Below are 23090 nucleotides of genomic sequence, written 5' to 3' on the forward strand. Positions count from 1 at the left end.
GAAAATCTTAAAGCACCAAAAATATTAATTATATCCTAAACCCCTTTAGTGGTGGGGTGTTAAAGTGCAAAATTGAGTTAATTTTTATGTATGCCCTAAAAATTAAGGGGGCAATATTTGAATTTATCATTTTTTAAGGCCGTAATTTTTAATTTTTCAATACATAAATCATATATTCGCAACTTCAACCCGGGAATTTTTGTAAAAACCGGCTTTTTTAATAAGGATTTGAGCATAAAAAGCTTAGTATATAGATTATCAACAACTTAAATTTTTAAAAATTAATATGTCAACTTTACGATTTCAAGCAATCAAAGAAACTTTGAACCGGAAGGCCGTCAAAATAGATGAGCCAGGGAGAAGATCTGATATTTTCGGTAAAAACGTATTTAATGAGACTGTAATGAGACAGTTTCTAACTAAAGAAGCCTATAATAATGTGTTAGAGGCGATGCGTACGGGAAAGAAGATTGAGCGTTCTGTAGCCGATCATATTTCAACGGGGATGAAGGAATGGGCCATCTCTAAAGGAGTGACCCATTATACGCACTGGTTCCAGCCTCTTACGGGAGCCACTGCGGAAAAGCATGATTCATTTTTTGAACCCTTGGGAGAAGGTCTTGCTATCGAAAAATTTGGTGGAGGTCAGCTTGTTCAGCAGGAACCGGATGCATCCAGTTTCCCTAGTGGAGGAATAAGAAATACTTTTGAAGCACGTGGTTACACTGCATGGGATCCTACATCTCCGGCATTCATCTGGGGAACTACCCTTTGTATTCCTACAGTATTTGTTTCCTATACAGGAGAAGCGCTGGATAATAAGACTCCTTTATTAAGGGCATTACAGGCGGTAGATCATGCGGCCACCGATGTTGCAAAGTACTTTGATAAGAACGTAAAGAAAGTGAACGCCACTCTGGGATGGGAACAGGAATATTTCCTTATAGACTCTGCACTCGTGGCTTCAAGACCTGATATCACCCTTACCGGAAGAACCTTATTAGGACATTCACCTGCTAAAGGTCAGCAGCTGGATGATCACTATTTCGGATCTATTCCATCAAGAGCTATCTCTTTTATGATGGATCTGGAAATAGAATGTATGAGATTAGGTATCCCGGTTAAGACTCGTCACAACGAAGTAGCTCCTAATCAGTTTGAGCTGGCTCCGATCTTTGAAGAGGCTAACCTTGCAGTAGATCACAATTCACTTATCATGGATGTGATGAAAAAAGTTGGGGAAAGACATAATCTTAGTGTATTAATGCACGAGAAACCATTCGCTGGTATAAACGGTAGTGGAAAACATAATAACTGGTCCCTTGCAACTGATACGGGAGTCAACCTGCTTTCTCCTGGTTCTACACCAATGAAGAACCTGCAGTTCCTTACATTCTTTGTAAATACCATTAAGGCAGTTTATGATCATGAAGAGCTGCTTAGAGCTGCTATCGCGAGTGCTTCCAACGACCACCGTTTAGGAGCAAATGAGGCGCCACCGGCAATTCTTTCAGTGTTTATTGGTACACAGTTAACGAAAGTTCTTGATGAACTTGAAAAAGTAACCGATGGAAAACTTTCTCCTCAGGAAAAGACCGATCTTAAGTTGAACGTTGTAGGTAAGATTCCGGAAATACTTCTGGATAATACCGATAGAAACCGTACCTCTCCATTCGCATTTACAGGAAACAAATGGGAATTCCGTGCAGTAGGGTCACTTGCGAACTGTGCCGGAGCGATGACTGTTCTTAACAGTATTGTTGCCAAGCAGTTAAAACAGTTTAAAGCAGAAGTGGATAAGCTGATCAAGGATAAGAAGATGAAGAAAGATGATGCTATCTTCAACGTTCTTAGAGAGTATATTAAGAAATCAAAGAAAATCCGTTTTGAAGGTAATAACTATTCTGAAGAATGGGAAAAAGAAGCTAAGAAAAGAGGCCTGAGTAATAACCGTACCACGCCTAATGCACTTAAGGCTCAGGTAAGTAAATCTACTATCAAGCTTTACGAAGATCTTGAGGTGATGAACAAGACAGAAATAGAGGCACGTCACGAGATAGAGCTTGAAGAATACGCAATGAGGATACAGATTGAAGGACGTGTACTTGGAGATATCGCGCGCAATCATATTATTCCTACAGCAATTAAATATCAGAATATCCTGATAAGAAATGTTCGCGGTCTAAAAGATATCTACGGTGAAGAATTCCCAAGATATGCCAAGGAGCAACTGGAGATAATTGAAAGTATTTCAGCTCATATTGCAACCATCAACTCCAAGGTAAATGCAATGATAGAAGCAAGAAAAGTTGCCAATAAGATTGAAGATGTTGAAGAAAAAGCATTTGCATATTGTGATGATGTGAAGCCATTCTTTGATGAGATCAGGTATCACTGTGATAAACTTGAATTACTGGTAGACGATGAGGTTTGGCCACTTACCAAATACCGAGAGCTATTGTTTACGAGATAATTCACTATGAAAAAGATTTTTTCAGGCCACGCCCAAAAGCGTGGCTTTTTTTCTTTAAAATCTTCTCATTATTTATCAGAACTGTTTAAACTAATTATCTTTGACAACTCTAAGAATTAGTTCATGAGCAAGGAAGTAAGCAAAAGATATTCAGGCCGCGGCGTTTCTGCCGGAAAAGAAGATGTGCATAACGCGATAAAGAACGTAGATAAAGGGATTTTCCCTAAGGCGTTCTGCAAGATCGTCCCGGATCATTTAACGGGAAGTGACGAACATTGTCTAATTATGCATGCTGATGGTGCCGGTACAAAGTCTTCCCTTGCTTATATGTACTGGAAGGAAACCGGAGATATTTCGGTATGGAAAGGAATTGCTCAGGATGCTCTTATCATGAACATCGATGATCTTTTGTGTGTTGGAGCGACTGATAATATCCTTCTTTCATCAACTATTGGAAGAAATAAGAACCTGATTCCGGGAGAGGTTATATCAGCTATCATTAATGGGACTGAAGAACTTATCTCAGAATTGAAAGACTTTGGAGTAGAGATACATTCCACAGGCGGTGAAACTGCCGATGTGGGTGATCTTGTTAGAACGATTATCGTTGACTCCACGGTCACTGCCCGGATGAGAAGGGATAAGGTGATAGATAATGCTAATATTAAACCGGGAAATGTTATTGTAGGACTTGCCTCATTCGGGCAGGCTAGTTATGAAAAGGAATATAACGGCGGAATGGGTAGCAACGGACTTACTTCTGCACGTCATGATGTGTTCTCAAAACTTCTGGCCGAAAAATATCCTGAAAGTTTTGACAGCTCCATCCCTGAAGAACTGGTTTATTCAGGAGGCAAAAAACTTACAGATACCGTGGAAGATAGTCCGGTTGATGCCGGGAAACTTGTACTTTCTCCAACCAGGACCTATGCGCCTATTATTAAAAAGATACTTCAGCAAATTGGAAGTGATAAGATAGATGGGATGGTCCATTGTAGTGGAGGAGCCCAGACAAAGATCCTGCATTTTATTGATGCCCTTCATATTATAAAAGACAACTTATTCGATACCCCTCCACTTTTTAAGCTTATTCAGCAGGAAAGTAAAACCGACTGGAAAGAAATGTATCAGGTATTTAATATGGGCCACAGAATGGAGCTTTATGTGAATGGAGATATCGCTTCTGAAATTATTGAGATTTCAAAATCCTTCGATGTAGATGCAAGGATCGTTGGTAGAGTGGAGGCGGCAGATTCAAAAAGGCTTACTATTCAAAGTTCTCACGGCACTTTTGAATATTAAGTAGAGATATATCCCAGTGTCTGTAGTTCGCCCGTAGTACTTACAGCTCTGGAACAACCGTCTTTGATAAAATATAGATCATCGGTTATTTCAAGAATATCCCTGTATAAATGATCGGTTAGGAGAATTGCCTTATTTTTCTTTTCAATGATGAGTTCTTCCTTTATGATGCCTGTATAAACTGGGGTAAGGTGGGTAAAAGGTTCATCCAGCATAATGAGCTTTGCATCGCTTTTTATAGTAAGCCAGATAGAGACCAGCCTTTTTTCTCCGCCAGAGAGTTGATTCAGTTTAAAATTTATGTGATCCCGGAAGGAGGGAAATTTTTCTGTAAATTCTTCCCATGAAATCCTGTAAATAGTAAAAAGCGTTTTCAGAGAAATATTTGGCAGAAAATCTGTCTGAGGTAAAAACCTCACATTTTCCTTAGTATATAGCTTCTTCAAAGTCCCTTTGTTGTTGATCCTTACCAGTTTGTTGTTGCAGGATAAGTTTCCGAAGAAAATTTTTAACAAGCTCGTTTTTCCGCTACCGTTAGATCCCAGTATGCCGGTGATCCTTTCGGTTTCAGCTTTTATGTACACACCATAGAGAATTTGTTTTCCATTAAAGCTCAGTTCAACGTTATCCAGTTCAAAGATCATATCAACATACTGATTTTATAAATGGTCACACTTAGAAAAAAGTCGGTAAGGATACAGTATGTGAAAAGAAATAAAGGGCTGATGCCGAAATTCTTATAAAAAAGAAGGCTGTCTTTAGACTCAAAGAAATGTTTGTGTAGAAACAGTATTCCAATTAGGAAGATCTTAACCAGGAGTATAACTTCTATTATATTATCTAAAAAGATAAGAATTAAGCTAAGGCATGCCGAACTAATGATCAGTTTCCTGTAGAAATGAAAGGATAATTTTAGTCTGAAAAGAAAGTTGTGAATGAGATTCATTAGTCTTTCAATTTAAGGAAAATTAATATGGTTTTTATTTTTTCTGGATCAAACCATTGATTTTTTGCACTTTGATTTGCGGTATATTTGATTGTGCTAATTCCTTTTTTAAAACCGCTTCCTGTTTTTTTACGTAAATCTCCTGCAACCAATCAAAAAAATATCATGTTATCCAGTTCTTTATTATCGGTGGTCACACCGATGCTACTAGTCTTAAATTGTTATATAATATATGAGTATGATCAGGATATAAGTCGCTGGGCACGTGTGTTAAGTACGGCAGTATTCTTTCTCATTTTACTTTGGCAAAACTCCCGTAGCAAAAGATTTCTAAGCGCATTTGTGTTGCTGCTTATTTCTGATCTGCTCTTGTTTTACTACGAATTTGTCCTTGGAAATGCAGCTGCATTTATAGCAAGGATCTCTGCCTATGTGCTTCTGGTACTCATGATAAGCCCGGAGCTTAGACAACTTAGAACAAATCTTTTTCAGAAATTCATTTTCGTGGTGGTTTTGGGGCTAAACCTGGCAATGCTCATCATGTTGGTGGGGATGGTGCCTTTAAAGTTCAAATATCCATTTCTGGATATGCTGTTTTATGCTTACGGAATGTCAATGATAAGTATGGTCATCGCAGCCATTTCGTATAGTAACCGCTATTCTAACAGGACTTCTTTTTTCTTTACGGCGGCAACGCTTTGCCTTGTGTTTTCAGATATTACCTCATTTATAGCCTATTATCTTGAATTTTCGGAGTTCTATTTCCCGGACCGTATCTTCTATATAATGGGCATTGCCGGTCTGGTGAAATTCTCTTCTTTTTCCCGAAGTCATAAGGCTGTGGCCGAATTGGGAAGCCTTTAAAGCTTTCTCTTACAATTCACCCAAATTATCGTAAATTTGCTTCTTAAATTCAGGAAGACTATATGATTGAGAAGCTTAATATCGTAAAACAGAGGTTTGATGAGGTGAACGATTTGATAATCCAGCCGGATGTGATTTCAGATCAGAAACGATATATTGAATTAAATAAAGAATACAAAGACCTTAAGGCTTTGATGGAAGAGCGTGAGAAGTATATGCGCCTTACCGAAAACATACAGGAAGCGGAAGAGATCATTTCAGACGGAAGTGATCCTGAAATGACCGAAATGGCCAAGCTGCAGCTTGATGAGGCTAAAGAACAGCTCCCCGAACTGGAGGAAAAGATCCGGATGATGCTTGTTCCTAAAGATCCTGAAGATTCTAAGAACGTGGTGATGGAGATTCGTGCCGGTACCGGTGGGGATGAGGCGAGTATTTTTGCGGGGGATCTTTACCGTATGTATACCAAGTATGTGGAAAGCAAAGGCTGGAAACATAATATTGTTGATTTTAGCGAAGGTACCAGTGGTGGTTTCAAAGAAATAATCTTCGAGGTGAGCGGGGAGGAAGTTTACGGTACCATGAAATTTGAAGCCGGGGTACATCGTGTACAGCGGGTGCCGCAAACCGAAACTCAGGGACGTGTGCATACCTCTGCCGCTACCGTTATGGTCCTGCCTGAAGCCGAAGAGTTTGAGGTGGAGATAGACCCTAAAGACGTAAGGATCGATTATTTCTGTTCTTCAGGTCCTGGGGGACAGTCAGTGAACACAACTTATTCGGCAGTAAGACTTACTCACGAACCAACGGGATTGGTGGCGCAGTGTCAGGATCAGAAATCACAGCATAAGAACAAGGAAAAAGCTTTCCGCGTACTTCGTTCCCGACTTTATGAAATGGAGCTTGCCAAGAAACAGGAGGCCGATTCAGCCAAGCGAAATTCCATGGTTTCCAGTGGAGACCGTAGTGCGAAAATCAGGACCTATAATTATCCGCAGGGGCGGGTGACAGATCATCGTATCAACCTTACTTTATACGACCTTTCAAACATCGTGAACGGAGATATCCAGAAGATCATCGATGAATTAAGACTGGCAGAAAATACAGAAAAACTTAAGGAGAACTCAGATATTATTTAATGAGGAAAGTTTAAAGCTTTAAGTTGAAAGTTGAATTTGAAAAAACTTTCTGATCTAAAATTTCGATTTTTCCTTTCTGAAAACTGAACACCGAACACTGAATACTAAAAAATGACTTCACAGGAGCTGACGCAGCAAATTTTCAAGAAAAAATCTTTTTTATGTGTAGGTTTAGATACCGATCTTGACAGGATCCCTACCTATTTACTTTCCGAAAAAGACCCCGTGTTCAGTTTTAATAAGGCAATTATTGATGCTACTCATAAATACTGTGTGGCCTATAAACCAAATATCGCTTTTTACGAGGCTATAGGTGTTGATGGCTGGAAAGCTCTAAAAAAGACCATTGAGTATCTGCATTCTGAATACCCGGAAATTTATACTATAGCCGATGCAAAACGCGGGGATATTGGCAATACTTCCCGTATGTATGCAAAAGCTTTTTTTGATGATCTTGGATTTGATTCGGTAACCGTGGCTCCTTATATGGGTAAGGATTCTGTTGAACCCTTTCTGGAGTTTATTAATAAGCATACGATCCTTCTGGCGCTAACCTCAAATGAGGGTGCCTATGATTTCCAAACATTAAAGACGGGTGATGAAGAACTGTACAAAAAGGTGATCAGGACTTCTAAGAGCTGGAATAATTCTGAAAATCTTATGTATGTGGTTGGTGCAACAAAGGCTGAATATCTTGCTGATATCCGAAAGATAATTCCTGAGAACTTTTTACTGGTGCCTGGCGTGGGAGCCCAGGGAGGAAGCCTCGAGGAAGTCTGTAAGTACGGTATCACCAGAAATGTTGGTTTACTCGTTAATTCTTCCCGAAAGATAATCTACGCCTCAGATTCGTCCAATTTTGCAGAGATAGCTGGAGCCAAGGCTGAAGCACTTCAAATCCAGATGGCCGAGGAACTGGAAAAATTATAGCCTTATGGAGGTTTGGGATCAGCTAGGACGTAATCTACAATTTAAAGAGACTCCTAAACGAATCGTTTCCCTTGTTCCCAGTCAAACGGAGCTCCTTGTGGATCTAGGTCTTGAAAAATATTTGATTGGAATCACTCATTTTTGTGTGCATCCTAGCTTTTTGAAACAAATCAAAACAAGAGTAGGGGGAACTAAAAAAGTGAACTTTAGGAAGATCAGGGAGCTGGAGCCCGATATCATACTATGTAATAAGGAAGAGAACACGAAAGAGATGGTTAAAGAGCTGGAAAAAATAGCTCCTGTACATATCTCTGAAGTTTCAGATCTGCAGAGTTCCTGCGAGCTTATTATTCAGTATGGTAAAATATTTAATTGTGAGCCCCTGGCTCTAACCCTTTCCGATTCTATCAGAAAAAAAGCGGAGGAGCTTGAACGGCTTGCTGCCGGCTCTCCAAAGCGAAGAGTTGCTTATTTCATTTGGAATGAGCCTTTAATGGTGGCAGGGAAAGCCACGTTTATCAATTCTATGCTGGAACTTAATAATTTTGAGAATGTATTCAGCCAGGAAAGGTATCCCGAAACCAGTTTTGAACAACTTAAGGACCTTGAAATAGATCTTTGTATGCTTTCTTCTGAACCTTTTCCTTTTAAAGAGGAGCATAAGCAGAAGTTTCTTCCTTATTCAAAAGAAGTTCAGATCGTGGATGGAGAATATTTCAGCTGGTATGGCAGCCGGTTACTTGAAGCTATGGACTATTTTAAAGAATTTCACTTGGAGTCATCAACCAATTGACAGTCCATTCTGTGTAATTCAGCAAGAATCTTTTGTGCCCTCGAATTAAGCTGGTCGCTTTTCTCTTTATCGATCAAAGCCATTTTGTAGGCACGCTGCATTAACCGGGTGTATTTTTCACACAGGCGTTCTTCTCTGGTTTTATTTTCAAAAATTCTAAACATAAGTATGTAGGGTCTTTCTTCATTTATCATTCAACATTGCTACAAAGCTAAGCAGGTAGTAGCTTACATAATGATAATGCTCAGTTAAGCTTATTTTAAAATGATGGGATATAAACCCTAAAAGTGTTAAAATATTAGAAAATGAGAGAAAAATCCTATCTATCCTGGACCGCAAAGACTCTTCGAAGAAGATCGGTAGTTCTTGCTGATATACTGCTTCTTATCTCTTTTTCTTCCTTTGCGATCATTAAAAATACACCGTCCAAAGCTTCGTTGGTTACATAATCTGGCAGGTCCGGATTAACATTTGAAGTAACGGGTACCGCATTGTATTTTTCGATGATATTCTTCCAGACCTGCGTTGCACCCACCTTATCCAGTGAATTGCTAATTATAGGGTTAAACCGACTGTAAAGTTCCTGTTCAGTTCTGTTTGATAGATAAACCGTGGCGGCATCTTCTCCACCCATTAGGATATTCCTGGCATCGGCAAAAGTAATACCGGTCACTGCATCGGCAAATACAGGGATGGCTTCGCTCACCGCATCTTCCGCAGCTCTGTTAAGTACCCTTAGTCCTTCATCGGCCAGGGCATCAAGACCAATATCTCTCAGGGTCCTATCTACTTTCTGTAATTCGGGCGGGAGGCCGATTCTTACCAATTCATTGCTGAAAAAGCCATCTTCCTTAGCCAGACTGGTAACTTCTTTATCGATACCAAATTGCAATGCTTGTTTAAGTCCGGAGCTTATCTCGGCATCGGTTACTCCCTGAGGGAATTGGGAGGCAATTGTTTGAAGCTCGGCACAGGAGGTAAGAAGGAATATTCCAAAAAGAGCAAAAATCTTTTTCATGATATCTAATTTTTTCAAATATAGAGATAGGGATTCTAAAAATCGATTGTGAAATCCTATAATAATATTAAAACAAAGGCTTTAGAATATCAGGTTTTGAGTGGTTTTACCAAAACGCAGGCTTCTTTAAACCAGAACGATTTTGTCCATTTTGGGTAAAAATATCATCAGGTAAAGACAATGGTTTTGTTATTATAAACCAGGGTTTTTCTATCAATATGAAGTTTGATTCCACGTGCCAGGACGATCTTTTCCAGGTCTCTGCCTTTAAGGATCAGGTCTTTTACGGAGTGACTGTGAGAAATTCTGGTAATATCCTGTTCTATTATGGGGCCGGCATCCAGTTCTTTCGTCACATAATGGCAGGTCGCACCAATGATCTTCACACCCCTCTTATAGGCAAAGTGATAGGGTTTGGCTCCCGCGAAGGCAGGCAGGAAAGAGTGATGTATGTTGATAATCCTATTGGGGTAGGCCTTGATCATTCGGGAAGAGATTATTTGCATGTACCTTGCCAGGACAATAAGGTCGATATTCTCTTTTTTCAGTAGTTCCAGCTGTCTTTTTTCAGCCTTATCCTTTTCTCCCTTTACTACCGGAATATGATAAAAAGGAATGTCAAAACTTTTAGCAATGTACTCCAGGTCATTATGGTTGCTAATAATTATAGGGATGTTCACATCAAGTTCCCCGGATCTGTACCTTCCAAGAATATCATAAAGACAGTGGTCATACCTGGAAACAAATAGCGCCATATTTGGTTTCATGCCGGCTGTGTAGATGTGCCAGGACATTTCATAGGGCTTCCCTATAGCTTCTGCAAATTCATTTTTTAAGCTTTCAATTTTGATTAGATGAGCGAACTCACATTCCAGGCGCATAAAAAAGATCTTATTTTCCACATCAACATACTGATCGATATAGATTATATTACCTTTATGCTTATAAAAAAAGGAAGTGACCGAGGCGATAATTCCGGAAGTATCCGGACAATGAATCAGCAAAGTGAATTTGGACATGCAATGCTTGTTTTGCTGGTTAAAATTAAACATTTAAAGGCATATTGATAGTACATGATTTATTATTGTACTATTGCTAAAGAAGGCCTCTAAAATTTACAATTTTCGTAAATTGCACATCCAAAAAACTCTTATTATTAGAAATGGAACAACAAAATCCCTATAAACCCAAAAATAAAATAAGAATCGTTACTGCTGCCTCTCTCTTCGACGGGCATGATGCGGCCATTAATATTATGCGTCGCATCATTCAGGCTACCGGTGTTGAAGTAATACATTTAGGTCATGACCGTAGTGTGGAGGAAGTTGTGAATTGTGCGATTCAGGAAGATGCTCACGCCATTGCCATGACTTCTTACCAGGGAGGGCATATAGAATATTTCAAATACATGTATGATCTCCTAAATGAAAAGGGGGCCGGCCATATTAAGATATTTGGAGGTGGAGGAGGAGTGATCCTTCCTGAAGAGATCAGTGAACTGATGGATTACGGGATAGACCGTATCTATTCACCCGATGATGGTCGGGAAATGGGACTTCAGGGAATGATCAATGATATGATTGAAAGAGTTGATAATGAAGTTCCATGTTTGAAAGAAGCTGAAAAAGTTCAGCAAAACCTGAAAAATAAGAACGTTAATACTATTTCCCGACTTATATCACTGGCTGAGAACAGACCTAAAGAATTCAAAGAAGTTTTTCAGAAGGATAAGTTAGAAATTAATGAAGTACCCGTTCTGGGGATTACCGGAACCGGAGGCTCTGGTAAATCGAGTCTGGTAGATGAACTGGTGAGAAGATTCCTTATGGATTTCCCGGAAAAACATATTGGGATAATTTCGATAGACCCCTCAAAGAAAAAGACCGGGGGAGCATTATTGGGTGACAGAATCAGAATGAATTCCATCAACCACCAGCGGGTGTATATGCGTTCCCTTGCCACCAGACAGGCGAACCTTGCGCTTTCCAAATATGTGGCTGAAGCGGTTGAGGTGCTGAAAGCTTCCGGTTATGACCTCATTATTCTTGAGACTTCGGGAATAGGCCAGAGTGATACCGAGATACTTGATCATTCCGATGTTTCGCTGTATGTCATGACGCCCGAATTTGGGGCGGCCACCCAGCTTGAAAAAATCGATATGCTTGATTTCGCCGATCTTGTGGCAATCAATAAATTTGATAAACGCGGGGCTCAGGATGCCTTACGAGATGTTAAGAAACAATATCAGCGTAATCATCAACTATGGCATGAAAACTCAGAAAAACTTCCGGTTTTTGGAACCATCGCTTCTCAGTTCAACGATCCCGGAATGAATACGCTTTACAAGAGTATTATGGATAAGGTGGAAGAAAAGACTAATTCTGGTCTTTCTTCAACTTTTGAGATCTCCAGCGAAATGAGTGAAAAGATCTTTGTGATCCCGCCAAAACGTACCCGTTATCTTTCTGAAATTGCTGAAAATAACAGGAGTTATGATGAAAAAGCTGAGTCACAGTCGGAGATTGCTCAAAAGCTCTACGGGATCTATAAGACTATACTTTCGGTTGCAAATGTCCCATCGGGAGGAGTAGAGACCTCTTATTTAGATAAAAATGGTATAGATCAGGATGAGATCTATGAATATGCTGAAAATTCCCAGGCAGAATTCTTAAAGCTTCTTTTTGCTGAATTCGATAAGATCAAAATGGACCTGGATCCTTATAACTGGGAGATTATTTTAGGCTGGAATGAAAAAGTCTCAAAATATACCGAGCCGGTTTACAGTTTCAAGGTTCGTGACAAGGAGATCAAAATAGAGACACATACGGAATCCCTTTCCCATACAAAAATTCCGAAGGTTGCATTGCCAAAATATAAGGCCTGGGGTGATATCCTGAGATGGTGTCTCCAGGAAAATGTTCCGGGCGAATTCCCATATACTGCCGGGTTATATCCATTTAAAAGAACCGGGGAAGATCCAACAAGGATGTTTGCCGGTGAAGGCGGTCCTGAAAGGACGAACCGTCGTTTTCACTATGTAAGTCAGGGACTGCCAGCTAAACGCCTGTCTACGGCTTTTGATTCGGTAACACTTTATGGAAATGATCCGAATCATCGACCGGATATCTACGGTAAGGTAGGAAACTCCGGAGTTTCAATCTGTTGTCTTGATGATGCGAAGAAACTTTATTCAGGTTTTGATCTCGCCGATCCCATGACCTCGGTGAGTATGACCATCAATGGTCCTGCACCAATGTTGCTTGGATTCTTCATGAACGCAGCCATAGATCAGCAATGTGAAAAATACATCAAAGAGAATGGTCTCGAAGATAAGGTAGAAGCAAAATTACAGGAGCTCTATGATGATAATGATATAGCCCGTCCTCATTACAGGGGAGAATTACCGGAAGGAAATAATGGTCTTGGGCTTATGCTTTTAGGACTTACAGGAGATCAGGTTCTGCCTAAGGATGTCTATGAAAAAATAAAAGCGGAAACCATAAGTGTAGTACGGGGTACCGTTCAGGCTGATATTCTTAAGGAAGATCAGGCACAGAATACCTGTATCTTTTCTACAGAATTTGCACTGAGGCTGATGGGAGACGTTCAGGAATATTTTATTAAAGAGAAGGTTAGAAATTTCTATTCGGTTTCAATTTCCGGTTACCATATCGCTGAAGCCGGAGCGAATCCAATTACACAGCTCGCATTCACTCTTGCTAATGGTTTCACCTATGTGGAATACTATCTGAGCAGGGGAATGGATATCAATAAATTTGGTCCAAACCTGTCGTTCTTCTTTTCAAATGGAGTAGATCCGGAATATGCGGTGATAGGCCGGGTAGCCAGAAAGATCTGGTCAAAGGCCCTGAAGCATAAATATGGAGCCAATGCGAGGGCGCAGATGCTGAAATATCATATTCAAACTTCAGGCCGTTCATTGCATGCGCAGGAGATCGACTTCAATGATATCAGGACCACCCTTCAGGCACTGTATGCGATCTATGATAATTGTAATTCATTGCATACCAATGCCTATGATGAAGCAATCACAACTCCAACCGAAGCTTCAGTAAGAAGGGCGATGGCCATTCAGCTGATCATCAATAAAGAATTGGGATTGACCAAAAATGAGAATCCTATCCAGGGATCATTTATTATCGAAGAACTTACAGATCTTGTAGAGGAAGCCGTACTTACGGAGTTTGACAGGATCACCGAAAGAGGTGGAGTGCTTGGAGCCATGGAGACCATGTATCAACGCGGAAAGATCCAGGAGGAAAGTCTGTATTATGAAACATTGAAGCATAATGGAGAATATCCGATCATTGGAGTGAATACCTTCTTAAGTTCTGAAGGTTCGCCAACGGTAACGCCGGGTGAAGTAATACGGGCTACCGAGGAGGAAAAAGAACATCAGATCAAAACTCTGGAAACTTTGCACAAGGCTAAGGCAAGTAAGGCCGAAGAAACCCTTAAAAAGATCCAGAAGGCGGCCATTCATAATGAAAATCTTTTTGAAGAACTGATGGAAGCCACTAAGGTTTGTTCTCTTGGTCAGATCACTCATGCCCTTTTTGAAGTCGGCGGACAGTATAGGAGAAATATGTAAGCATATTACCGGCTATTCAAAATGAAATAAATGAAAAGCCGTGCAGGCTGTGTATCCCGATGAGTGGAGAGATATCGGGATTTTTTTAATGTAACAAACCTCACAGGTCCCCGAGACCTGTGAGGTTTGTTCTTTCCCCGGTTACTCACAAACTTTTCCGGAATCAGATTTGAAAGTAAGAATTACGTCATGCTCCACCGATAATTATAAGGAGGTTTCAGCATTCGAATATTTAGTGAGTATATTTATCAGGAGAACTTTTCTTTAGGCGGTTCCGTTACTATGTTCGTTGCTTAAGTTCTTTTTTTTGCGATTGCCGACTTAAAATTTATGATCGGCTGATTTTGTGGTAATTATATAAATCACTACTTTTCACTATCCCTACGATTTTGCGCTAAAATCTGAGATATCGTGTGAATTTTAAGAATTACTTTGAGGAATTAAAACGTCGAAACGTTTTTAAGGCTGCTCTTGCTTATCTGGTGGTTTCATGGGTGATAGTCCAGGTGGCCTCTATAGTATTCCCTGCTTTCAAGGCAACTCCTGGCGCCTTACGAACTCTTATACTGGTATTGGTAATAGGATTTCCAGTCTGGTTAATCTTCGCCTGGGTTTACGAAGTGACTCCTGACGGGTTAAAAAAGACCAAAGCAGTAGCCAGGAATGAGTCCATAACTGGCGAGACCAGTAAAAAATTCAATCAGATTATTTTAGGAGCCCTTATTGTCGCAATTGTCCTTCTTGCGGTTAATGTATATGGCACCTACACCCGTAATGGTCCGGAAGTTTCTGATACAAAACCTGATAAATCCGAAAATTATCCGGCAACCGATGCTGAAAAGGAGCAGGAAAAATCGGTAGCGGTTCTGGCTTTCGCCGATATGAGTCCGGAGAAGGATCAGGAATACTTTTCAGATGGGATTAGCGAGGAGATCTTAAATTACCTGGCAAAGAATCCGGAACTCTCAGTGATTAGCCGTACATCTTCCTTCTCTTTCAAAGGTAAGGATACCGATATACGGGAAATAGGAAAGAAGCTTAATGCCAATTATGTTTTGGAAGGCAGTGTTCGTAAGGCTGACAGTACCCTGCGTATTACTGCACAATTAATCCATGTGGATGATGGAGCACACCTGTGGTCTGAGACCTATGATCGTAAGATGGATGATATCTTCAGGATACAGGATGAGATAGCAGAAGCGGTTACGAAAAATCTTGAAGCAAGTCTTTTGGGAAAAGAAATAGCTGAAGTGGATACGGAAGCCTATAACAAATACCTGCAAGCTAAATACCTCCAGAATCAGTATACCAAGGAAAGTCTGGAGAGTGCGGATAAGCTAATTAATGAGGCGCTTACCATTGATGATTCTTATGCTCCGGCCTGGTTGTTATTAGCCAGAATAAAAGAATATAGAGGGAACCTCAATTTCATCAATAGAGAAGAGGCTTCATTACAGGTCAGGGAGGCAATTAATAAAGCAATCTTCTTAGATCCCAGCTATGCCGAAGCTCATGCCTTTGCAGGCCGCATTGCTGTAAGAAAGGCTGAGTTTGGAAAAGCTGAAAGGCATTTTAAAAAGGCCCTGGAACTGGCACCTCAGAATCCAGATGTGCTCATTTTGGTTTCCGAATTACCCACCCTGACAATTGAAGATAGGATAAAGATCATAAAGAAATGCATGGAGCTGGATCCTTTGGAATATTTGAATTATTACAGGCTTGGTTTTCTCTATTTTTATAATAAAGAATTTAAGAAAGCTTTAGAGGCCCAGGAGACCTTCTTGGTCTATTATCCAAATTCTCTTGGTGACCATGCCCTTAAAGCAGAGATTCTTGCTCATCTGGGCAAACAAAGAAAGGCTTTTGAAACTCTGGAAAAAGAAGAAAGTGGAGTAATGAAAGTTTATGGAACGAGCATTGTGTCAGTAGTTCTTTATTCAGGTACGCAGGCTAGTGAAGCAATTGAAACCTTTAAAAAAGAATATGGAGCAGAGTACCCCTATCTGCTGGCTCAAATGTATGCGTGGCGGAATAAAAAGGACGAGGCTTTTGAGTGGTTGAATAAAGCCTATGCAGATAAAAGCCCTAATTTACTTCAATTTTCTTATGATATTTATATGGAAAATCTAAAGGAAGACCCACGGTGGAAGGAGTTTATAGAAAAGACTGGGATTCCCGGAGAGAGCAGCCTGAAAATTAATTTGGATTAGGTTATAAAGTTAATTTCCAGATCCTTTGCAGCTTCCTGAACTTTTGAAGTTCGTGTCTTAAGATCTTTAGAAAATCCCTGCCGTTGCTATTTGTATATTCCAGCCTTTCACAATTTTTGTATAACCTTTCAATAAGGATATTCACACTGGCAATATATTTCATACGGTTATCCTGGAAGTATTCCGTTTCCGCCTTATCTATATTGGTGACAAGGGAATGAGAATGTCTTAGAATATCACCTGTAAGGTAAACATGTTTGTCTTCATTTCCGGTTTCATTCAGAACTGCAAGATCGGGCACAAGATAATCTGAGATTCTTCGTGAAATACACATGATCTCCTGGGCTTTTGCATATAAAGCCGAACGACGATTTTCGTGATGCCCTGAGAAATATTTCATGGTGAATTTTCACACTAAATTACTACTCATTTCATTCACATTAATTTTAAAATAAAGGTTAAATCAATAAATATCTTTAAATTTAAAGTAAATTTAGGCTATAAACTTTAAAAATGAATATAGACGATCTAAGCTGGGCAATTCTCGAACAATTACAAAAAAATGCCAGGGTTTCCTTCTCTGAAATTGGCAGAAAAATAGGGCTCACATCCCCCGCGGTTGCAGAACGTGTAAAGAAAATGGAAGACGCCGGTATTATTCAGTCATACAGAACAAATTTGTCTCATCAAAAATCAGGTTATCAGCTAAGGGCGATCATTACTTTGAGAGCATTCACCGGTAGACTGAAGGCATTTCTCGAAACCGTAAAAACTTTCAAAGAGGTCATCAATTGTTATCGTATTACGGGGAATGAGAATATCATTATGGAAGTGGTACTTCATGATCAGGTTCACCTTGAGAAACTTATTGATCAGCTTATCACTTATGGCGAGACCAGGACGCATATTGTTCTGTCTAATGTAATTGATGATGCGCCAATCAGGCAGCCTCAAAAATCTTGATCATACCGATCTAATCCTTAAATTATATTAAAATCACCTCCTTAAGAGGGGTAAAGGCTTTGTTAAATTAAGCAGGTTTTTGCCCGGAATATTAACACCTGGTTACCACCTCGTTTTATTTTAGTTAAATCAAATTAAATTGTAATTCTTTTATGATTTAGTCGTCTAAATCGTAGTTAGATTTGCTTTAGAATTGAAAGTAAAAATCAAGTTATGAAAAAGAAGACGTTGTTATTTTTAGTGCTTGCATTAATTACAGGTTTGATAGGATTTACCGGATTATCATTTTCCGGAATTGAAGTGGTTAGAGTGATGTTCCTGATTTTTGCAGATCTGGTGATCGTTTCCCTCATGGCCAAATTGTTTTTTCCAGATAAGCCAAAGGTGAAATATCAGCCTGTGAAGAGTGAGTAAATTGAAAATCATTAAAAAGAATAAAAACCCGCCAAGTGCTACTTGCGGGTTTTTTTATGGAATAATTAATGATGCAATTCATTATATTTAAGCTCATTCTTTTATTATGAAAAAACTACTATTAGTAATTATTGCCTTTCTAACTTTGGGTAATTTACATGCTCAGGAATTCAGGATCATTAAAGGCGGGGTGACCGATTCTTTGCCTATTCCCGGAATGAGCAATAAAACATATGCATTTTACGCTCCAACTAATTATACCACACATAGGAAATGGCCGGTAGTATTCGTGTTCGACCCTAAGGGAAGGGGATCTACAACTGCTAACCTTTTCCGGAAGGCAGCCGAAGAACAACAGTATCTGGTGGCTTCGGCAAATATAGATCTTAAGGCCGAGCCTATAGATAGCATCGTTAAAACGGCTACTGCTATGATGAACTCCATCTTTAGTGCTTTTCCTATTGATCCTGTTCAGGTATACACCGCCGGGATGGGAGAAGGTGCTCAGGTAGCATCTGCATTACCTTTATTTTATAAACAAATGGCAGGTGTTATGGCCATAGGAAACTCGTTTGTTAATCGGGAGTATGTGGATAAAAGTAATCCTTATATGTTTATAGCCATAGCTGGCGATAAGGATTATATGGTCTATGAAATGGAAGAATACCTTAGGTTTTTTGACGATCTGGACTTCAGGACAGATGTATATTATTTTGATGGGAAGGAGGATCAGTGGCCTGAGACGGCTGTGATTTCCAATGCTATGACGGGTTTTACCCTTGAAGCTATTAAAAAAGGTAATCGAGTTGCCGATAAAGATTTTATTCAGAAACTCTATCAGAATGAAATTGGGTATACCGAACAGTTAGTTCGCACTCGAAACTATTATGAGGCTTATGAGAAGCTGGACAGGATGGAAGATAAGTATGAAGACTTTGGGTTTGAAGATGATATTGAGGATCGCATGAAGGAACTTAAAAAGACCAATGGATACAGGTCTCAGCGAAGGGATTTCAGGCAGGCGGTCACATTTGAAAAGGAACAGCAGGGCTATTATGAATATACCCTGCGTACAGATGTTATGACCGCTAATTTTCAGAATATCGGCTGGTGGGCTTATCAGGTAGACGAACTTGAAAAACTGAAAAAAAGTTCAAATGAGGCAAAATCCAATATGGCCTACAGGCTGCATGGTTACCTCGATTTTCTTACCAAACGAAAGTTTGATGTAATTGTTAATTCTGATGCCCCAATAGACATTAAAATTTTCATGAGTGTGCTTCGCACTGCGATCAATAAAGATGATCCTGAAGCTTATTTGAAGATCATTTCACTGGCCGGTTCAGACGGCGACTATGAGACGGCGCTATTATATCTAGAGGATCTTTTAAAAACTGGATATTCAAATATGGAAGCTTTATATAATATTGAAGGAACACTGGATCTTCAGTTCACCAGGGAGTATAACGAGATCATTAAAAAATACCTTGGGGAATCTAAGTTCTATAATGATGGAAAAGAGCCTGAGGAGAATTAAACAGCCTCTTTTTTCAGCATTGCTTTTAGGATAAATAAGAGTGTGCAGGCAATAAGAGCCAGTACCAGCATGGTATACCAGGTAAATTCAAAGCCGAAATTATCGATTAGCTGCATGCCTGAATTATGCCCAAAGATATGGCTTATGGAAAATGAAATACTGTATAGGGCCATATAGGATCCTCTTTTCTTTCCATCAGATCTCGCGAGTGCAAAACTGTTCGAAAAAGGAAAACCTATCATTTCTCCAATTGTTGCCAGTAGCATTCCTACTATAAGTACTCCTGCCCAGTCGGTAAGGTTTATCACCAGAAAACTTAAACCGGTAAGTAAAGTTCCAAGTATAACGTAGCCCGTAGCCGTATGTCTTCTGGATTCCATGAATTTGATAAGCGGCATTTCAAAAAGAAAGATCGTCATGCCGTTAATGCCAAGCAGGAGGCCTATTTCGAATTCATTTAGCCCGCGAGAGTCCGAATAATAAAGAGGCATCGTTGAAAAATACTGCATAAAGATGAATCCAAACAGCATCATGGCAAAGATGAAAACAAGGTAAAGTTTATCGCTCATTGCCGATTTTGCATTCACAATAATGTCTTCGTTTTCTGTCTTCGATCTTTTGGGATGAAGAAGTTTAAGAAGAAGAATTCCAGCCATTAAACAGGTAAGGCCGTCAATCCAGAAAAGGCCGCTATAACCGCCTGTTTTAATTATGATTCCTCCAATGGCCGGTCCTGCCGAAAAACCCAGGTTTATAGCAAGCCTGATAAGTGTTATGGACCTGGTTCGGTTTTGAGGTTTGCTGTAGGCATTTATAGCAACAAATACTGCAGGTCTAAAGATATCGGCTACCGTCATGACCAGGTAAATACCTATGCAAATAGACCAGAAGGATGCTGGAAACTGAAGCAATACGAACAGAATAGAGGAGAGGATAAGGCTTATGGCCATGGTTTTATAGTGACCAATCTTATCTGTGAGTTTGCCTCCAAGCCATGATCCCGTTACCGATCCAAGACCAAAGAAAGTAAGTATCCAGCCAACCTCTTCCAGCGAGAAACCCCTGCTCTTGGTAAGGTAAAGAGAAAGAAAGGGGATTACCATGGTTCCTGCCCTGTTGATAAGGGTGATAAGGGAAAGTAACCAGATCTCCTTTCTTAGTCCGCCAAAGGATTCAAGATATGATCTAAAAAGTTTTTGCATGCCAGTTAATGAGCCACTAAAAATAAATTAATTTCTGAGTGTTTCAGTCATTAATTCTGGATGCCAGGAAATAATATAAACTAACGGTTTTTATAAAAAGAAGGAAATATGCATAGACAGGATGGAATTCAACAGGTTTAATAAAAAAAGGGCCGAAACCCTATTTCCACATATTGAGGAAAAAAGCATCGGCCCTGATGAAGGATAGGTATGATCGTTTAAAATGCGTAAATAGCGGCAACTAAAAAGGATGCAAGTTCGCTTGACGGATTCAGATCCTTATCTAGAAACGCCGGATAATCATCTGAAACATTATCAAGTCTGAATTCCGGCTTAATGATTAAGCCTCCTGTCTGGTAACTTCCGGTTAAGGTAAATGCCGTCACACTGGTATCAGCGTCATAGACTATTCCGCCATCTTCAAGTTCCTTAAAATACTCGGCTCTAAGACCTATACCAAAACTATCTGAAAGGGCCAGCTGTGGATACAAAGCAGCGCCATAAAAACCAACGCCTTCCGTATCCTGATAGGTGGTATTTAATCCAAGGTAGAATGTTTCGGTAAGATCCCATCCTGTAGTAAGGTCTATCTGAAATAAGGCATCATCAGAAAGTGATTGCTCACCATATAAAAGATTCAGATAAGCACTTCCCGATTCATTTGAATAGCCTAGCTGTCCACCAAAGGAATATTTTCCTATGGGATTGAATTCAGTGTAATCTGTTGGATTCATAATCGCCAACATTCCCGTCCAGTTATCATTAAAACTGAAATCAGCTTTAATTCCTGTATGGGAAAAGGGTCCGTAAGAAAACATATACGAAGTTGAATAGTTAAAATTGGCCGCAGGGGAGATCACCTCGTAACCAAGGAATGTATTCCAGTTACCAAGGGTGAATTTCAGAGCGTCATTCACATTGTAATAAGCGTATAACTGATTTACGATATTTGTTGAAGGAGCCGATAGAAATACGGCGTCTTCACCTCGTGGTCCAAAGACCAGGTCGGCAACAAAGCCTACTTTATCCCCTTCGTAACCCAGGATCACATTTGCCATTCCTATGGCAAAGCCGGGATCATTGGCAAAGGATGTCGCAGGGGCAGCAGGAGTAAAACTTTCAACATCGCCATCAACGATTTCTTCAGACTGATTTAATCCATTAAAATTGGTGCGGTAATATGCATCTACGCTACCACTGATTGAAAATTTTGGTGTTTCTTCTTCCTCCTGAGCGATAAGTGTTGAAGTTGTAAAGACTACCGGGAGTAGAAACAGAAATTTTACTAATTTTGAAGTTGTAATTGCTTTCATAATGAAACTGGTTAATTTTTTTGATTTAACTAATGTTTGGCGACTGCAGTTGATCAGATATTAATCATGTGGAATTATAAGCGGTTATTTTATACGGAGCGTTCCTCCAAACGCTCCGTTTTTTATTTAACCAACAAGTTTGTTTAAGAAGATTGCTTCAATCCGAAATCAGGATAGGCATCCATACCATGTTCATAAATATCGAGGCCTTCGGTTTCTTCTTTTGCCGATACCCTGATACCAATGGTGACCTTTAGCAGATAGAATATTATAAATGATCCTACTATACATATAGCAGCATAACATGCAACTCCTATTAGCTGAGTGATGAACTGATCAAACCCGGCCAGGTTTCCGAAGATACCAACGGCTAGTGTCCCCCATATTCCACAAATTAGGTGAACTGCCACGGCTCCTACAGGGTCGTCAAGTCTTATTCTGTCTATCAGAGCAACTCCGAATACAACTATAGCTCCTGCTATGGCTCCTATCAGAACTGCATCGGTTGGAGACATCTGGTCTGCTCCCGCAGTAATACCAACTAATCCACCCAGGATTCCGTTTAGGAACATGGTTATATCGTAATTCTTATAAAGAATGGAAGAGACGATAAAAGATCCTACTCCTCCAGCTGCCGCGGCCAGACAGGTAGTTACAAGCGTGAGAGATGTTAACTCAGGGTCAGCTGAAAGCACCGAGCCTCCGTTAAATCCAAACCATCCAAGCCATAGGATAAGCACCCCGGCTGTAGCAAAAGGCATACTGTGTCCCGGAAATGCCCAGATTTTTCCATCTCTGAATTTTCCAATTCTTGCTCCAAGTAACCATATGGCTACTAAAGCTGCCCAGCCACCTACAGAGTGTACCAGTGTTGAACCTGCAAAGTCATAGAATCCCATTTCATCAAGGAATCCGCCTCCCCATTTCCATGAACCGGCAATTGGATAAACTATTCCTACATATAGCACAACAAAAATGAAGAAGCTGTTTATTTTTATACGTTCGGCTACAGACCCCGATACAATAGTTGCTGCTGTTGCGGCAAACATACCCTGGAAAAGGAAATCTGTCCAGTAAGTATATCCTTCATTATAGGCCAGGTCCAGAGATCCGTTTACAAGCGGACTGTCAAGACCAAAACCGGCAAATCCTATAAAACCGTTGAATTCACCCGGGTACATCAGGTTAAATCCAAGCAGGCAGTATAATAACAGCCCAACGGTAATAATAAATACATTTTTGAATAATATGTTAACCGTATTTTTCTGTCTGGTGAGACCGATCTCCAGAAATGCAAAACCAAGGTGCATAAAAAATACCAGTCCCGTACAGATCATCATCCATACATTATTTACAGTAAGTAATCCTTCCATA

Annotated in this window: 19 protein-coding genes; 11 read left to right on the forward strand and 8 right to left on the reverse strand. The window is 40.0% G+C overall.

Features of this window, described 5'->3' with window-relative positions; genetic code table 11:
* The first annotated feature begins 286 nt into the window (after nt 1-286).
* Both LU635_RS14910 and LU635_RS14915 read left to right on the forward strand, forming a co-directional pair.
* Complete coding sequence (locus LU635_RS14910) at nt 287-2473, forward strand: glutamine synthetase III family protein (protein WP_240100303.1); 2187 nt, start codon at nt 287-289, stop codon at nt 2471-2473.
* Nucleotides 2474-2596: 123 nt separating this feature from the next.
* A complete protein-coding gene (locus tag LU635_RS14915; RefSeq protein WP_240100304.1) occupies nt 2597-3775 on the forward strand; it encodes an AIR synthase related protein in 1179 nt (392 codons plus the stop codon).
* Here the strand turns inward: LU635_RS14915 and LU635_RS14920 are convergent.
* Nucleotides 3772-4419: an ATP-binding cassette domain-containing protein gene (locus tag LU635_RS14920; RefSeq protein ID WP_240100305.1), complete on the reverse strand. Its 648-nt coding sequence runs from the start codon at nt 4417-4419 to the stop codon at nt 3772-3774. The two genes, LU635_RS14915 and LU635_RS14920, sit on opposite strands and share 4 nt — an antisense overlap.
* 467 nt (nt 4420-4886) lie before the next feature.
* On the opposite strand from LU635_RS14920, the gene LU635_RS14925 reads away from it, so the two are divergent.
* From LU635_RS14925 to LU635_RS14940, 4 genes are all read left to right on the forward strand, one after another.
* Nucleotides 4887-5585, forward strand: coding sequence for a hypothetical protein (locus LU635_RS14925; RefSeq protein WP_240100306.1), 699 nt, complete (start codon nt 4887-4889; stop codon nt 5583-5585).
* 62 nt (nt 5586-5647) lie between these two features.
* On the forward strand, nt 5648-6724 hold the full coding sequence (gene prfA, locus LU635_RS14930; RefSeq protein WP_240100307.1) for a peptide chain release factor 1: 1077 nt from the start codon (nt 5648-5650) through the stop codon (nt 6722-6724).
* Between the two features lie 111 nt (nt 6725-6835).
* On the forward strand, nt 6836-7654 hold the full coding sequence (pyrF, locus tag LU635_RS14935) for an orotidine-5'-phosphate decarboxylase (protein WP_240100308.1): 819 nt from the start codon (nt 6836-6838) through the stop codon (nt 7652-7654).
* A 4-nt stretch (nt 7655-7658) separates the two neighbouring features.
* Nucleotides 7659-8447, forward strand: coding sequence for an ABC transporter substrate-binding protein (locus LU635_RS14940; RefSeq protein ID WP_240100309.1), 789 nt, complete (start codon nt 7659-7661; stop codon nt 8445-8447).
* Here LU635_RS14940 and LU635_RS14945 read toward each other — a convergent pair.
* The 3 genes from LU635_RS14945 to purU all read right to left on the reverse strand — a co-directional run bounded on the left by LU635_RS14945 (nt 8423) and on the right by purU (nt 10484).
* A complete protein-coding gene (locus tag LU635_RS14945; RefSeq protein ID WP_240100310.1) occupies nt 8423-8641 on the reverse strand; it encodes a Lacal_2735 family protein in 219 nt (72 codons plus the stop codon). The genes LU635_RS14940 and LU635_RS14945 overlap by 25 nt on opposite strands.
* A 125-nt stretch (nt 8642-8766) precedes the next feature.
* A complete protein-coding gene (locus tag LU635_RS14950; RefSeq protein ID WP_240100311.1) occupies nt 8767-9465 on the reverse strand; it encodes a DUF4197 domain-containing protein in 699 nt (232 codons plus the stop codon).
* Between the two features lie 167 nt (nt 9466-9632).
* The gene (gene purU / locus LU635_RS14955) at nt 9633-10484 is read right to left on the reverse strand and encodes a formyltetrahydrofolate deformylase (protein ID WP_240100312.1); all 852 of its coding nucleotides are present in this window, start codon (nt 10482-10484) and stop codon (nt 9633-9635) included.
* Between the two features lie 143 nt (nt 10485-10627).
* Here purU and LU635_RS14960 point away from each other — a divergent pair, with 143 nt between their 5' ends.
* Together LU635_RS14960 and LU635_RS14965 are read left to right on the forward strand one after the other, a co-directional pair.
* Nucleotides 10628-14077: a methylmalonyl-CoA mutase family protein gene (locus LU635_RS14960; protein ID WP_240100313.1), complete on the forward strand. Its 3450-nt coding sequence runs from the start codon at nt 10628-10630 to the stop codon at nt 14075-14077.
* A gap of 413 nt (nt 14078-14490) precedes the next feature.
* The gene (locus tag LU635_RS14965) at nt 14491-16287 is read left to right on the forward strand and encodes a hypothetical protein (RefSeq protein ID WP_240100314.1); all 1797 of its coding nucleotides are present in this window, start codon (nt 14491-14493) and stop codon (nt 16285-16287) included.
* Nucleotide 16288: 1 nt separating this feature from the next.
* Here LU635_RS14965 and LU635_RS14970 read toward each other — a convergent pair whose 3' ends face one another.
* The gene (locus tag LU635_RS14970; protein WP_240100315.1) at nt 16289-16687 is read right to left on the reverse strand and encodes a hypothetical protein; all 399 of its coding nucleotides are present in this window, start codon (nt 16685-16687) and stop codon (nt 16289-16291) included.
* Nucleotides 16688-16800: 113 nt separating this feature from the next.
* Here LU635_RS14970 and LU635_RS14975 point away from each other — a divergent pair, with 113 nt between their 5' ends.
* From LU635_RS14975 to LU635_RS14985, 3 genes are all read left to right on the forward strand, one after another.
* On the forward strand, nt 16801-17250 hold the full coding sequence (locus LU635_RS14975) for an Lrp/AsnC family transcriptional regulator (RefSeq protein WP_240100316.1): 450 nt from the start codon (nt 16801-16803) through the stop codon (nt 17248-17250).
* 213 nt (nt 17251-17463) lie between these two features.
* Nucleotides 17464-17664: a DUF1328 domain-containing protein gene (locus tag LU635_RS14980; RefSeq protein WP_240100317.1), complete on the forward strand. Its 201-nt coding sequence runs from the start codon at nt 17464-17466 to the stop codon at nt 17662-17664.
* Nucleotides 17665-17770: 106 nt separating this feature from the next.
* The gene (locus tag LU635_RS14985) at nt 17771-19201 is read left to right on the forward strand and encodes an alpha/beta hydrolase family protein (protein ID WP_240100318.1); all 1431 of its coding nucleotides are present in this window, start codon (nt 17771-17773) and stop codon (nt 19199-19201) included.
* Here the strand turns inward: LU635_RS14985 and LU635_RS14990 are convergent.
* From LU635_RS14990 to LU635_RS15000, 3 genes are all read right to left on the reverse strand, one after another.
* On the reverse strand, nt 19198-20403 hold the full coding sequence (locus LU635_RS14990; RefSeq protein ID WP_240100319.1) for an MDR family MFS transporter: 1206 nt from the start codon (nt 20401-20403) through the stop codon (nt 19198-19200). The genes LU635_RS14985 and LU635_RS14990 overlap by 4 nt on opposite strands.
* Before the next feature lie 218 nt (nt 20404-20621).
* Complete coding sequence (locus LU635_RS14995) at nt 20622-21716, reverse strand: porin (protein ID WP_240100320.1); 1095 nt, start codon at nt 21714-21716, stop codon at nt 20622-20624.
* A gap of 143 nt (nt 21717-21859) precedes the next feature.
* Nucleotides 21860-23089, reverse strand: coding sequence for an ammonium transporter (locus LU635_RS15000; RefSeq protein ID WP_240100321.1), 1230 nt, complete (start codon nt 23087-23089; stop codon nt 21860-21862).
* Between the last annotated feature and the right edge of the window lies 1 nt (nt 23090).

The sequence above is a fragment of the Christiangramia crocea genome, assembly GCF_022410465.1.
GTDB classification, from domain to species: domain Bacteria; phylum Bacteroidota; class Bacteroidia; order Flavobacteriales; family Flavobacteriaceae; genus Christiangramia; species Christiangramia crocea.